The sequence below is a fragment of the Photorhabdus antumapuensis genome (assembly GCF_020387775.1).
GTDB lineage: Bacteria > Pseudomonadota > Gammaproteobacteria > Enterobacterales > Enterobacteriaceae > Photorhabdus > Photorhabdus antumapuensis.
Genome location: NZ_JAHZMK010000007.1, coordinates 1 through 16,355 on the forward strand (window position 1 = coordinate 1; position 16,355 = coordinate 16,355).

General features: G+C 49.8%; 3 protein-coding genes. All 3 read right to left on the reverse strand.

Annotated features, from left to right (window positions below):
* Positions 1-13,504 (reverse strand): non-ribosomal peptide synthetase (locus tag KZ793_RS00615; protein WP_317987431.1); only part of this gene is annotated, 13,504 nt, incomplete at its 3' end.
* Between the two features lie 120 nt (positions 13,505-13,624).
* Positions 13,625-13,771, reverse strand: a complete 147-nt coding sequence (locus tag KZ793_RS00620) for a hypothetical protein (protein WP_225812621.1) — start codon at positions 13,769-13,771, stop codon at positions 13,625-13,627.
* Between the two features lie 1,095 nt (positions 13,772-14,866).
* Entirely contained in the window at positions 14,867-16,309 is a 1,443-nt protein-coding gene (prtA, locus tag KZ793_RS00625; RefSeq protein WP_225812623.1) for a serralysin, read from the reverse strand.
* Between the last annotated feature and the right edge of the window lie 46 nt (positions 16,310-16,355).

Here is a 16,355-nt window from a genome sequence, read left to right on the forward strand (position 1 = left end):
AACCCGAAGTGTAAATCACATACGCCAGATGTCGGGCGGTGAGCGCCGGAACGTGCGGATTGTTGTCCGGCTGATCAGGCAGAACATTCGGATCAAGTACCGTTAACGCCGTAAGAGCAGGTTCACCCAGCGCAGTACGGCCCACATTATCCACCAGTACCACTGACGGCGCCGCATCCGTAAGCATATAAGCTAGCCGGTCACCCGGGTAGGAGGGATCTAAGGGGACATAAGCCCCACCCGCTTTCAGTACCGCCAGCAACGCGACCACTCTTGACGGTGAACGCGTGACACAAATCGCCACCCGGTGATCAGGTTCCACGCCGAGTTCAATTAATTGATGGGCCAATCGGTTAGCTCGCGTATTCAGTTCGGCATAACTGAGCGTCTGCTCTTCATAGGCCAGTGCCGTAGCCGCAGGATTTTTCGCCGCTTGCTGTTCAAACAGGTGATGAATACACTGCGGGTCGGAATAGGCCGTTTGCGGGCCATTGCCGACTTTCAGTAGCCGTTTCCTTTCAGCTGTCGGTAAAACTTCCAACCGCCGAACCGGGGTTTCCGGGGCGTGTTCTAGCGCTGCCACCAGACTTTCCAGCGCCTGCTGCATATAACCACACATCCGCTCGGCATCAAACGGCTGGACGATTTGCGCTGTCAGCCCCAATGCATCACCAAAATCCTCTACCGACAGCGTAAACGGATAGTTAGTCCGCTCCTGTGCACCAAGGAATTCGACACCGCTCATGATTTCATTCGACGTCGCCGACGACGCATTGTGCCGATAGTTCAGCAAAGTACTAAACAGGGGCGTTCCTCCCTGTACACCGCTACAACGTTGAGCCAGCGCCAACGAGGCATATTCATGTTCCAATAATCCCGCCAGCCGGTGATGTGCCACCCTTACGCTGTCTCGCACCGGGGTATCATCCATATCCAACCGTAGCGGCAAGGTATTGATAAACAGCCCCATGCCATTTTCAGCGCCTTCACCCGCCGCCATGCGTCCAAACAAAACAGTGCCAAAGACCACCTGCTGCTGTCCGCTGGTACGCGACAACACCTGTGCCCAAGCCAAATGGCACAGAGCCGCCAAGCTCACTCCCAATCGCCGAGCCTGACCACGTAAACTGTTATTTAACGCAGGGGTTAACATCCGGTGCGATTCGGTCATTTGCGAACCATCATGGCGAACTTCCGCCAGCCCAAACGGTAACGTTGGTTCAGTCACCTCAGCCAACATTTCAGTAAAGAAACGCGTATGTTCTGCCTGACTCATCCCTAACCGAGCCTGTGCCACCAAATTGCGGAATGATGCCGGGGCGGGCAGGCTGCTTTCTTGTCCGTCAAGGTATGCCTGAACTTCGTGGCTCATCACATCCAGTGCGGTATGGTCGCCAATCAAATGATGCATCAGTTGCAACACAATCCAGCGGCCATCACTTTCCTGAGCCACCACAAAGCGCAACAATGGCGCCTGCCCCAAATCGAGACGATATTGGCGTGGGTTAAACCGTTGCGCTAGTTGGTCGCTGATCAGTCCATCTGCCGGATCTAATGTCAATTCCGTCACCGATAACGGCGCCTGACGACAAACGACCTGAGTCGGCACAGATAATCCTTGCCAGATAAAAGCGGTCCGTAAAATGTCATGACGGTTAATCACCTGTTGAACCGCCGCCAGATAACGATCCAACAAAGGCCGATCAGCAAAGGCCATTTGACCAGCTAGCAGATAAGGATCACCTTCGTCTGCCAGTAAATGGTGGAACAGAATCCCATCCTGCAACGGCGATAAGGCATAGAGATCCTGAATATTGGCTATCCCGCCCGGTACCTGTTCGACGATGCGATCAATCTCAGGTTGAGTGAGATCAATCAGCGGTAACATTTCTGGTGTTAACACCGTGGTAGCTGGTGTAATCATGTTGGCCGGCACTTTTTCGGTCTGATTCAGCCTCAATGTTTGCGCCAGTTCAGACAGTATCGGGGATTGGAACAGATCACGTACTGCCAGCGTTAAACCCAAATTACGTAAACGTTCAACCATCCGTACCGCAAGCAACGAATGGCCGCCCAAAGCAAAGAAGCTGTCGTACCGGCTGATCTGTCCAACGCCTAGTAATTCACGCCAGATAGCAGCCAGTGCGGTTTCGGTTTCTCCTTGCGGCGCGGCGTAAATCTGGCGGGCAAAAGCATCCTCCCCCGGTGCAGGTAACGCCCGGCGATCCAGCTTGCCGTTAGGCGTCAACGGAAAAGCATCCAGCCGCACAAAGGCCGCTGGTACCATGTAATCAGGTAACAATCCACTCAGATGTTCACGTAGGCGGTTAACCAACCCGTCATCCGCTTCCGCCGCCACATAAGCCACCAGCCGTTTATCCTGCCCATCGCCTAAAGCCAGTACCAGCGCTTCACGCACCCCGGAGTATTCTGTCAGCCGGGCTTCGATTTCCCCCGGTTCAATCCGGAAACCGCGGATTTTAATCTGATGGTCGTTACGACCAACAAACACCAGATTGCCATCCGGCAGATAGCGAACCAAGTCCCCGGTTCGATACATTCGAGCATCAGCAATTTCACTAAATGGGTCTGCAAGGAAATGTTCGTCAGTCAGTTCAGGACGATTGAGATAGCCACGCGCCACACCGACACCACCAATATAGAGTTCGCCCACTGCCCCTAACGGCACGGGTTGACCGAGGGCATCTAGCAGATAGAGACGGGTGTTAGCCGTTGGGCGCCCGATGGGAACTAACACATCGGTATAGTTCGGCAGACAACGCCAACTGGTTGCACAAACCGTGATTTCCGTTGGACCATAAGCATTGAATACCGTGGCCTTGTTGCGCAGCGCCTTAAGCAACGCCGTACTGGGCGCTTCACCTCCCAGTATCAAGGTGGGTTTTATCGTTATCGCTGGCAAATCCGCCCCATCCCGCAACAGCGCCGGTGTCAAACAGGCATGCGTCACTGACTGCTCTTGCAGATAATGCCAAAGGCGGTGTGGGTCCTGACGAACAGCCTCCTCAGGAATAACCAGAGCGGCGCCACTGCACAATGCCATCATCATTTCCCAGACACCCGCATCAAAGCCAAATGAAGCAAACTGCAACATCCGGCTAGCGGGCAGAATGTCGAATCGGGCTATTTTATCCTGAATAAGGTTAACTAACCCACGATGTTCCACCATCACCCCTTTTGGCGTACCAGTCGAGCCAGAGGTGTAAATCACATACGCCAGATGTCGAGAGGTCAATGTAGGCAGTCGTGGGTTACTGTCCGGTTGATCAGGCAATGCATTCGGATCAATCACCGTCCGCCCCGCAAGCATTTGTTCACCTAACGCTGAATATCCAACACTGTCTGCCAATAAAATAATCGGTTCAGCATCAGTCAAAATATGAGCCAGACGTTCACCCGGATAGGCCGGGTCCAATGGCACATAAGCGCCTCCCGCTTTTAACACCGCCAACAGCCCCACTATCCGCGCCGGTGAACTTGCTACGCAAATCGCCACTCGCTGATCCGGCGCGACACCCAGCGCAATAAGTTGGTGCGCCAATCGGTTAGCATCAGCGTTCAATTCCACATAACTAAGGGATTGGTTTTCATGTATCAGCGCCGTGGCATCCGGGGTCTTCTCCACCTGCTGTTCAAACAGTTGATGAATGCACAACCGCTCAGAGTACGCTGTTTCAGTGGCGTTCCAGGTTTTTAACAATAATGTGCGTTCAGTTGCTGGCAGAATTTCTAACCGCTGTACCGGCATATAGGACGCCTGCTCAAGCGCATCCACCAGACTTTCCAACGCCTGTTGCATATAGCCGCATATCTGTTCCGGATCGAATGGTTGCACCACTTGAGCCGTCAGCCCCAGATCAGAGCCACCATCCTCTACCGACAACACAAATGGATAGTTGGTCCGCTCCTGCGCGCCAAGGAATTCGATGCCACTCACGATTTCATCTGGTGTGACCGGCTGGGTATTATGTCGATAGTTCAACAGCGCATTAAACAACGGCGTACCACTGTCTACGCCACTGCAACGTTGCGCCAGCGCCAGTGAAGCGTGCTCATGTTCCAACAATCCCGCTAATCGGCTATGTGCTGAGCGTACACTGTCCCGCACCGGGGTATTATCAATATCCAAGCGCAACGGCAAGGTGTTAATAAATAGCCCCATGCCACTATCAGATCCTTCCCCCACCTGCATACGTCCAAACAACACGGTGCCGAACACCACGTGTTCCTGACCACTGGTACGCGACAATACCTGTGCCCAAGCCAAATGACACAACGCCGCCACACTGACACCCAACCACCGCGCCTGACCACGCAAGCGATCGTTCAGTCCCGCTGTCAGCATCCGATGAAATTCCGTCACCTGTGAACCGTCATGATGTGCTTCCGTCAACCCAAATGGCAGCGTCGGTTCATCCACCTCAACCAGCATGTCGGTAAAGAAACGAGTATGCTCTGTCTGGCTGATACCCAAACGAGCCTGTGCCACTAAATGACGGAATGGGACCGGTGCTGGCAGACTGTCTATTCGCCCAGTATCTATTCTCCCAGTGTCTATTCGCCCGGAGAGAAAGACCTGAACTTCGCTGTTCATTACCTCTAACGTGGTATGGTCGCCAATGAGGTGATGCAACAATTGCAATACAATCCAACGGCCATCGCTCTCCTGTGCCACAACGAAACGTAATAACGGTGCCTGATTCAGGTCAATACGATGTCGACGCGGGTCAAAACGTCGGGCCAATTGGTGACTAATCGGCCCATCAGCAGGATCGAGCGTCAATTCCGTTACCGACAAAGGCGCCTGACGGCAAACTACCTGAGCCGGCACAGACAACCCTTCCCAGATAAAGGTAGTACGCAAGATATCATGGCGGTCAACCACCTGTTGAACCGCAGCCAGATAATGGTCGAGTAACAGCCGATCGGCAAAAGCTTGCTGAGTGATCAGCAGATAAGGATCGCCCTCATTCGCCAATAAATGGTGGAATAAAATGCCATCCTGTAACGGTGACAACGCATAGATATCCTGAATATTGGCAATGCCACCCGGTACTTGCTCAACAATACGATCAATTTCAGATTGAGTCAGATCAATCAGCGGCAACATTGCTGGTGTTAGCACAGTCGTATCCAGTGTAATAGCGTTATCAGGCACGCTAATTTCACAGTGCTGTTCCAAGGATTGGGCCAATACACTTAATGTCGGATGCTGGAATAACGTTTGCACTGATAGGCCCAAACCAATACACCGTAAACGTTCAATCATCCTGACAGCCAACAGCGAGTGACCGCCCAAGGCAAAGAAACTGTCATGTCGGCCAATCTGCTCAACATTCAGTAATTCGCGCCAGATAGTCGCTAATGCTATCTCAATTTCCCCTTGTGGCGCTTGGTAAGCTTGGCGAGCAAAGGCGTCCTCCCCCGGTGCGGGTAGCAACCAGCGATCCAGCTTACCGTTAGGGGTCAGCGGAAAGGCATCCAAACGCACAAAAGCCGCCGGTATCATATAGTCAGGCAAAATATCACTCAGGTGCTCACGCAATCTGGTCGCCAGTCCGTCATCCGCTGGCGCCACCACATAAGCAACCAGTCGTTTATCCTGCCCGTCACCCAACGTCAATACCAGCGCTTCACTTACCTCAGGGTGTTCAATCAGTCGTGCTTCAATTTCTCCCGGCTCAATACGGAAACCACGGATTTTAACCTGTTGGTCATTACGGCCAACAAACACCAGATTGCCGTCCGGCAAGTAGCGGGCCAAATCCCCAGTCCGGTACATCCGGGCACCCACTTCATAACTAAACGGATCATTCAGGAAACGTTCAGCCGTCAATTCAGGACGATTAAGATAGCCACGTGCTACCCCAACGCCACCAATATACAATTCCCCCACAGTGCCCAATGGGACTGGCTTGCCGTGTTCATCCAGCAGATAGAGACGTTTGTTGGCGGTCGGGCTGCCGATGGGGATTAATCCCCCTGTATAATTTGACGGGCAATCCCAAGTGGTCGCACACACGGTGGTTTCCGTCGGCCCATAAGCGTTAAACAAATCGGCCCGGCTGCACAGTGCCTGAAATAGCGCGGTACTCGGCGCTTCTCCTGCAAATATTAATGTTGGTTTTATCGCTATCGCCGGTAAATCGGCACCATCATGAAACATAGCCGGTGTCAAACAGGCATGGGTCACCGCCTGTTCTTCCAGGTAATGCCAGAGGCGCTGCGGATCTTGCCGCACTGTTTCTGTCGGAATAACCAGTATAGCCCCACAACTCAGCGCCATCATGATTTCCCAGACACTGGCATCGAAACCAAATGAGGCAAACTGCAACATTCGGCTAGTGGCACAAACATTAAACTGGGTAATTTGCGTTAGTGTCAAATTAACCACGCTACAATGTTCAATCATCACGCCTTTTGGTCTGCCGGTTGAACCGGAAGTGTAAATCACATAGGCCAGATGTTGTGGGGTCAGTCCAGAGACTTGCGGATTATTGTCTGGCTGCTCCGGCAAGGTATTCGGATCGAGCACCGTCCGCGTCGCCAGAACATCTTCATTTAATACTGCCCGCCCGGCATTATCCGCCAGCACTATTGTCTTCAACCCGTTAGCCGGTGCGGCATCAGTGAGTATATAAGCCAGACGTTCACCGGGATAGGCCGGATCTAATGGCACATAGGCCCCGCCCGCTTTCAGCACCGCCAACAACCCGATGATCCTCGCGAGTGAGCGTGTCACACAAATCGCCACCCGCTGATCCGGCGCTACGCCCAAGGCGATAAGCTGATGGGCTAACCGGTTGGCGCGGGCATTCAATTCCGCATAGCTGAGTGTCTGGTCTTCATACACCACCGCTATGGCATCCGGCGTCTTCTCTGCCTGTTGTTCAAACAACTGATGAACACATACCTGAGTAGGATATGATTCTTCGGTCACATTCCAATTTTCCAGTAATAGCTCCCGTTCAGCGGATGACAAAATATCGATGGCCGTAACAGGTTGTTGAGGCTGGTTCACCATTGCCCGCAATATGGCCTGCAAATAACCAACCTGTCTTTCGATGGTTTCATGGTCGAACAGGGCAGAAGAGTAGTTCAGCTCTCCAACAATTTCGCCCGCCTTCTCTGTCAATTCCAATTGCAGATCGAATTTCGCTATATCGTATCCTTGCTCGAATGGTGTGACCGCCAATTCCGGTAATTGCCATTCCTCTGTTTCATTCTCCTGCCAGGCAAACATCACTTGCAACAGTGGCGTATGCTCCGGTCTGCGCGATGGTTGAACAATTTCCACCACTTGCTCGAAAGGCAAGTCCTGATGATCCTGCGCTTCCAATGTCGTCTGCCGCACACGCCGCAGTAGGGTGACCACATCCGGCATACCGGATAAATCGATACGCAACGCCAATGTGTTTACAAAGAAACCAATCAGCGGTTCAATTTCCCACCGATGACGGTTAACGCTCGGTATACCAATGACGACATCATCCTGCCCAGACAAACGCGATAGCAACGCAGCCCAAGCGGTCAACACGGTCATAAACAGTGTGGTACCGTGCTGTTGTCCCAGATGTTTTAGGGCCTGTACCAAAGTGGCATCCACATGCACCGCGACCCGCCCTCCGGTAAATGACTGCTGGGAGGGACGTGGCCGATCTGTCGGCAGCTCAAGTAACACCGGGGCATCCGCCAACGTACGGCGCCAGTAATCACTCTGCCCCTGTAACCTTTCGCCAGAAAACACCCGCTGTTGCCATGCAGCATAATCAGGATATTGAATGGTCAATGGTGGCAACGGATCAGGCTGTTGGTTCAGACAAGCGGTATAAAGAGCCCCGAGTTCTGATTTCACTATCCCTAAAGACCAACCATCGGAGATGATATGATGCTGAGTCAGCAGGAATACGTAATCTTCTTCAGCCAGTTGGATCAACACGCAGCGGATTAAGGGGCCACGGGCAAGATCAAATGGGGTTTCAGCTTCCTGTGCACACAGGCGCTTAAGCTGCTCATCTACTCTAGATGCTTTACGTAAATCGTATTTTTTCACCGGTAGACCAAACTCCGCTGGCAACAGTTCAACCTGAGGCTGACCATCAACTTTGATAAAGACCGAGCGTAGTGCCTCATGGCGAGCAAACAGGCGATTCAGTGCTTGCTGCCAGGCAGAGAGGTTAAGCCGACCATGTAAACGCAGGACTATCGGAATATGATAAGTCTCACTAACACCATCAAATTGCGCCAGGAACCACAGACGCTGCTGACCAAACGATAACGGCAAAACACTATCACGGGATATGGACCTAATTTCAGGCAATTTATCACCGCCCGCATTGCATTGTGTGCAGATCTTCTCGGTAAATGCCGCCAGTGACGGAAACATAAACAACGCGGCCAACGGCAGGTCAACACCGAAAGCGGCTATCCGGTTCATCATCCGCACTGCCAACAGGGAATGTCCGCCCAAGGCAAAGAAATTGTCATGTCGGCCAATCTGCTCAACCCCCAGTAATTCACGCCAGATAGCCGCTACCGCGATTTCCATTTCTCCCTGTGGCGCGACATAAATTTGACGGGCAAAAGCATCCTCCCCCGGTGCCGGTAATGCCTGATGATCCAATTTACCATTTGGCGTCAGCGGGAAGGCCGCCAAACGCACAAAAGCCGCCGGCACCATATAATCAGGCAACATAGCACTCAAATGAGTGTGTAAACTGGCCGCCAGTCCGCTATCCGCTTCGGCTACAACATAGGCCACTAAACGCTTATCCTGCCCATCTCCCAAGGCCACTACCCGCGCTTCACGCACCATAGGGTGTTCTGCCAATCGAGCTTCAATTTCTCCCGGCTCAATGCGGAAACCACGGATTTTAATCTGCTGGTCGTTACGACCAACAAACACCAGATTGCCGTCCGGCAAATAGCGCACCAAATCCCCGGTTCGGTACATCCGGGCATCAACCACATCACTAAATGGGTCAGCCAGGAAACGTTCATCAGTCAGATCAGGACGATTGAAATAACCACGAGCGATACCGACACCACCAATATAGAGTTCCCCCACTGCGCCTAATGGGACTGGCTGGCCGTGGTTATCCAGTAGGTAAATACGTGTATTCGCTGTCGGACGACCAATGGGAACCAACACATCAGTATAGTGTGATGGACAACGCCAACTGGTCGCACAGACGGTAATTTCTGTCGGGCCATAAGCATTAAATAGGATTGCCTGATGACTTAGTGCCCGTAGTAGCACGGGACTAGGGGCTTCACCACCCAATATTAATGTCGGTTTTATTGTTATCGCTGGCAAATCGGCCCCTTCTCGCAGCAAAGCAGGGGTCAAGCAGGCGTGCGTCACCAATTGTTCTTCCAGATAATGCCAAAGGCGACGCGGATCTTGGCGAACAGTCTCGGCCGGAATAACCAAACAAGCACCACTGCCTAATGCCATCATGATTTCCCATACACCGGCATCAAAACCAAATGAAGCAAACTGTAACATCCGGCTGGTGGGGCAAATGTCGAATCGGGTGATTTTATCTCGGATAAGATTGATCAGCCCACGATGCTCAATCATCACCCCTTTGGGCGTCCCGGTCGATCCAGAAGTGTAAATCATGTAGGCCAGATGGCGGGAGGCCAATGCAGAAACCTGCGGATTGCTGTCCGGCTGGTCAGGTAAGATATTCGGGTCTAGTACCGTCAGTCCCACAAGCGTTTGCTCATCCAATGCAGCCCGCCCGGTATTATCCGCCAACACTATTGTCTTCAATCCCCCAGACGGAGTTGCATCGGTCAGGATATGTGACAGTCGTTCTCCCGGATAAGCCGGATCCAGCGGTACATAGGCCCCACCTGCTTTCAGCACCGCCAGCACCGCTATCACCCGCGCCGGTGAACTTGCCATGCAAATCACCACCCGTTGATCTGGCACGACACCCAAGGCAATCAGTTGATGAGCAAGCCGGTTAGCGCTGGTATTCAATTGTCCATAGCTGAGCGTTTGATTTTCATATATCAGCGCCGTGGCTTCCGGGGCTTTCCCCACCTGTTGTTCAATCAATTGATGGATACAGAGTTGTTCTGGATAGGGGGTTTCAGTCGCGTTCCAGTTTTCCAGCAATAATGTACGTTCCGATGCAGGCAAAATACTCAGCGCCCGTACGGGTGTTTCCGGTGCCTGTTCAAGGGTATCCGCCAGGCTTTCCAGCGCCTGTTGCATGTAACCGCATACTCGTTCTGAATCAAACGGTTGTACTACCTGAGCAGTCAGCCCCAGTGTATTGCCACCATCCTCTACCGACAGCACAAACGGGTAGTTGGTGCGCTCCTGTTCGCCAAGAAATTCAATACCCGGCACCATCTCATGCGGGACCATCGGTTGCTCATTATGCCGGTAATTCAACAGGGCACTAAAAAGTGGTGTGCCGCCCTGTACCCCACTGCAACGCTGAGCCAGCGCCAGTGAAGCATGTTCATAATCCAGCAATCCGGCCAATCGGGTATGCGCTACTCTGACGCTATTGTGTACCGGGGTATCATCGATATCCAGCCGTAGTGGTAAGGTATTGATAAACAGCCCCATGCCGCTGTCGGCCCCTTCCCCGGCGGCCATACGCCCAAATAGTACGGTGCCGAACACCACTTTCTCTTGTCCGCTGGTCCGTGACAACACCTGTGCCCAAGCCAGATGACACAGGGTTGCCAGACTGACACCCAGACGTCTCGCCTGAGCACGCAGGCGGTCATTCAGCATAGGAGACAACATCCGCTGCGCTTGTGTTACCTGAGAACCATCACGATGTACCTCAGTCAGCCCAAACGGTAACGTCGGTTCATCCACTTCCGCTAACATATCGGTAAAGAATCGGTGATGTTCTGTCTGGTCAACCCCTTGCCAAGCCTGAGCCACCAGATTGCGGAAAGGGACCGGCAACGGTAGGTTATCGTCCTGTCCGTCAAGATAGGCCCGAACTTCGCGGTTCATGACTTCCAGCGTGGTATGGTCGCCAATCAAGTGATGTTGTAATTGCAGTACGTACCAGCGGCCATCCGTTTCCTGTGCTATCACAAAGCGTAACAACGGGGCCTGACTCAAATCGAGGCGGTATTGGCGCGGATCAAAACGTTGTGCCAGTTGGTCACTAACCAGTCCGTCAGCCGGATTCAGCGTCAGTTCAGTCACTGATAACGGGGCCTGACGCCAAACCACCTGCGCCGGAACGGATAATCCTTGCCAGGTAAAAGCGGTACGTAAAATATCATGACGGTCAACCACCTGTTGTACCGCAAATAAATAGCGGTCTAGTAAACCACGGTCAGCAAAGATCATTGGATAGGCCAGCAAGTAAGGATCACCTTCTTTCGCCAGCAGATGGTGAAACAAGATACCGTCCTGCAACGGTGACAGCGCATAGATATCCTGAATATTAGCCACCCCACCCGGCACCTGCTCGACCATGTGATCAATCTCAGGCTGAGTCAAATCAATTAGGGGTAACATCTCCGGTGTCAGTGCGGTGGTCGCCGGGGTAATGACATTCGGCGGTACTGCCATAACCTGATGCTGCCCCAATGTTTGAGCCAACTCCGCCAGTATTGGCGATTGAAACAGGTCGCTGGCAGACAATGTCAGCCCTAAATGACGTAGCTGTTCAATCATGCGTACACCGAGCAGTGAATGGCCGCCCAGTGCAAAGAAACTGTCATGCCGACTTATCTGCTCAATACCCAACAGCTCACGCCAGATAGTAGCCAATGCAATTTCCCGCTTCCCTTGCGGTGCGGCGTAAACCTGACGGGCAAAGGCTTCTTCACCCGGTGCCGGCAACGCCCGACGATCCAGTTTGCCATTAGGCGTTAGCGGGAATTCATCCAACCGTACAAAGGCCACCGGCACCATATAATCAGGTAACCGCTTACTTAAGTGTTCACGCAAGTGGGTAGGCAATTCGTTGTCCGTCTCCGCCAGTACATAAGCAACTAACTGCTTGTCCTGCCCTTCGCCTAACGCCAACACCACCGCTTCACGTACTGCCGAATACTCCACCAATCGGGCTTCAATTTCTCCCGGTTCAATCCGGAACCCACGGATTTTCACCTGTTGATCGTTGCGGCCCAAAAATTCCAGATTGCCATCCGGCAAATAGCGGGCCAAATCCCCGGTTCGGTACATCCGCGCATCCGGTGCATCACTAAACGGATCAACCACAAAGCGTTCAGCGGTCAACTCAGGGCGATTGAGATAACCGCAGGCCACCCCGTCGCCTCCAACATAAATCTCGCCCACCCTGCCCAATGACACCGGCTGGCCCTGCTCATCCAGTAAGTAAACCCGCGAGTTAGCAATGGGTCGACCAATAGGAATGTGGGTCGTTCCTGCGGCCAAGGCTTCAATTCGGTATGTGGTGGTAAAGGTGGTGCCTTCGGTCGGCCCGTAGGCATTCAATAACTGCTGAGGCGGGTTCTTGCGTAAAACTTGGGAAATCACATGGGGATCAAGGAGATCGCCGCCGACAATCAGCTTCTTAATCTGCGGCAGAATTGGGGACAGCTCCGCCGCCAGCCGGTTAAACAAGCCGACGCTTAACCACAAAATGTTAATTTGATAACGGTCTAAAGCCTGTACAAATTCCTGCGGCGTCAACAAAGTGGTGTGGTCGATAACCACCAATGCCCCGCCATTAAGCAAAGGTGCCCACACTTCAAAAGTACTGGCATCAAATGCGGGGTTAGCCGCGAAGGCAACCCGATCATTGGGTTGAATTTCAACATAGCCATTATTAATAACGAGTCGGACCACAGCTCGGTGAGGCACGATTACCCCTTTTGGGGCGCCAGTCGAGCCGGAGGTGTACATGATATAGGCTGGCGCAGTACCAGAACAAAGTAAGTCAGGATTAAAGCGCTCTTCCGCCTTGTTCGCTTCTGTCTCATCAGAGAGACGAATTAGCGGGATATCCAGATTAGCCGGGATATTCGCTTGTGCGCCGGTGAGCAATAATTTGGCTAAGCAATCGTTTATCAACCAATTTTTTCTCTCATCCGGCACACCGGGATCGATAGGGATATAAACCGCCCCCGCCTTGAGAATAGCCAATTGAGCCACCACCAATTCGATAGATCGCTCTAACAGGATTGCCACATGATCATTCTGGCAAATCCCCTGTTTAATCAGTTGATGAGCCAGTCGGTTAGCACGAGCATTCAATTCCTCATAACTCAGGGTCTTATCCCCTACGATTAACGCCGGCGCGGTCGGGGTTTTCTCCACTTGTCGTTGAAACAACTGATGGATACCTAACTGGTCGGGATAGACGGTTTCAGTGGCATTCCAGGTTTCCAACAACAGTGTACGTTCAGCCTCTGACAACAAATGAAGTTTCTGAACAGATATGTCGTCGCCGACCTTTTCTGACGGTGCTGGCACTAATCCAGCGTCAACGATAATTTCCTTTTTAGCCATGCTATCTTTCATCTACTTACTACCTCAACGAATCTGTTAGTTATTTGAAAACTGTCATTCTCAACAGTCATCACAAATGTTTTGCCCTTATTTCTTTCCTCAAAGAAATAAAAAACGGGCACACACCAAGCATCAATTAAGATCCTCAGACAGCACATTCTCTTGGACGCTGGATGTAATAGTCCGGTTAATAGCCGTATAATTAGCAATTCTTCGACAATTATTTTCCTGATAACGGAATAAACGGCTCACACGGTGAACCAGCAAAAGATATTCCATTTTTGTTCCTATTTTTTTAATAAGCGCCTTTGATTTTGTACAATTTTTTATTGGCTGACGCTGAATTTCATAACTAAATGAAAATGGATTTATACCCGTTATCTTTCAAATTGCCTCTTTGTTGGCTGCACTCACTCACCCCGGTCACATAGTTCTCTATGCTCCCGGGGATTCGCTCCCTTGCCGTCGCGAAGCATCTTGAAATCCATTGGGTATATTGAATATATTTACTGGCATGAATGCTAAATCCCTGCTTTATTTTATCCATTTTGAATTAATATCATATGTAAATTATTTCACGAAAAATAAAATAATTAGAAAGACAAACCAAACCTCCTAAATCTCCAATTAATACCGGATTTACTTTGATAATTCTCTAAAAAATTGACCTACCCGTATTCCAACAGGAAACGGATTTCATCACAAAAAATGTTATTTATCATTTTGTTATATTGATCAATGTATATTTATACACGTAAAAATTATCAACCAGCCTGATTACATATTATTTTATAATAATCAAATTATACAACTAATGTAAACGTTAATTACATTTAACACCGACATGAAACAATTTCAAATTAAAACTAAATTCCATATATATTGTTTTGTCATAATGAAATAATACGACCAATGTATATATTAATTACATTCAATATCATTAATAAATAATTTTAATTTAAAAATAGATTACTCGTTAACTGTTTTAAAATAAAAAAATCACACAATTAATTACTTATTCAAATGTATTTGACTTATTATATAATAGAAAAATAGTAGATTAAGAACGCCAACCACTCGTTAAATCAGTTCAGCCCGATATGGTTTCCCCAAAAATCATTTAGTCAGCAAATCTAATATCGCAATTAATTCAAAATTTATTCCTAAAAATATCGCCAACATATCCAGATTTCGGGTACTCATTCTCACAATATCTATCGCCAGTTTGAAAGGAAACAGAACCGGTTGAAAGGGTTTGACGTCAATCAAGAGAAAAGAAAATGCATATGGACAGCATACAAAATTACACGCCCAATCGCTCAAAGTAGACTAAACGAATAACCGCATCCAGTCAGATGCGGTTGTGTTGTTGTGTTATGAAAGGATGAAATCAACCTCTGTCAGCGGCTCTCCAATAATCTTCACCCCAAAACCATCGTGGGATAATTCTCCTCCCATATTAATAACGAAATCATTTACCTTGTTAACGCTATCATAGTTGATCACTGCTTCCCCAACCGCACCGGTAAATTCTTCAACAAACTTAACACCCCCTTTCCCTTCTTTACCCAGATCGAACAACGACAAATCAATCTTGTCCTCACCGGAAACAAAGTCATGAATCCAATCACGCTCAAGGAAAGGTGACTCCTTGGCGCTTAGGTAGACAAATGTATCCTTGCCTTCCCCGCCCCAAAGCTGATCAGCTCCCAGGCCACCGTAGATGATGTCATCACCTGCACCACCCTTGAGAATATTGTTGGCGTCATTCCCTATCAGAATGTCATTTCCACTGCCACCAATCGCATTTTCAATCGTGACACCACGGGCGATAGAGACGTTTCCTTTCAGACCACCCACATTCGAGAAAGAGGCTTCATTCAAGTTAATACGTTGATCTTGAGTAAAACCAGAGAAATCAAAGGTATCATTGCCACCCGCATCCCAGGCAGTGAACACGAGTTTGCTATTTGCGTCTTTTGCAGTAAAGAAATCGCGATCTGTATTGGAATTAAAACCATATACAGTGTCATCGGTACGAGTAGTATTATTTGCGCCATACACCGACTGAATGGCTGAAATATCGTTAAGTAATGGCGCGGCAGAATAAATACCTTTAAAATCTTGCCCGGTATTTTTTTCACTGAAATAACCCATGACGGTATAAGCGCCGCTATCTTCAAAATAGGTAGCGCTTTTCTTGTAAGTTGGTATTACCTTATCAGACGCATCATAATCGGCCGGATGATCCAACCCTAATGTATGGCCGATCTCATGAGTAAATGTATGGCGGCCATAACCATTCAATTCAATATCATTTTTTAAGAAAGTACGGCTTTCCGCATTATACCAAGTTCCTACTTGTGACAAATATGGGTTCGGCATCTCAGCAAACGCATAATCATCTGTTAAACTAATATCAAAGAAACCAAAAGTGATATTCGCTTCCTTGATATCATAGGTTTCCGTGAATTTAATATTCGCAACATCAGCCCAAGATTGAATTGACAGTTCTGCGGCAGCTTTTTGTTCTTCATTAAATGCTGAAAATCCGTAAATATTCAATGGCATATCATCCGGTTCACTCTCCAGGAAATTATACGTTAATTGGAAAGTTTCAGATTTGTCATCACTCTGATGCCCCCAACGGTAATCACTTCGAATTAACTCTTTCGCCGCATCTTTACTGGGATCATGCCTAACGACAATATTAGGATCTTTACCTGGAATATAAGCCTGTAGCCAGGTCAATACCTCATTTGCCTTTGCTGAACCATTAACTTCTTCCAAATATGAAACTTTCCTCTTTAAAGACATATATTTCTCCATAAGTTCAAGTCTTAGATATATACCCTTCATCTTT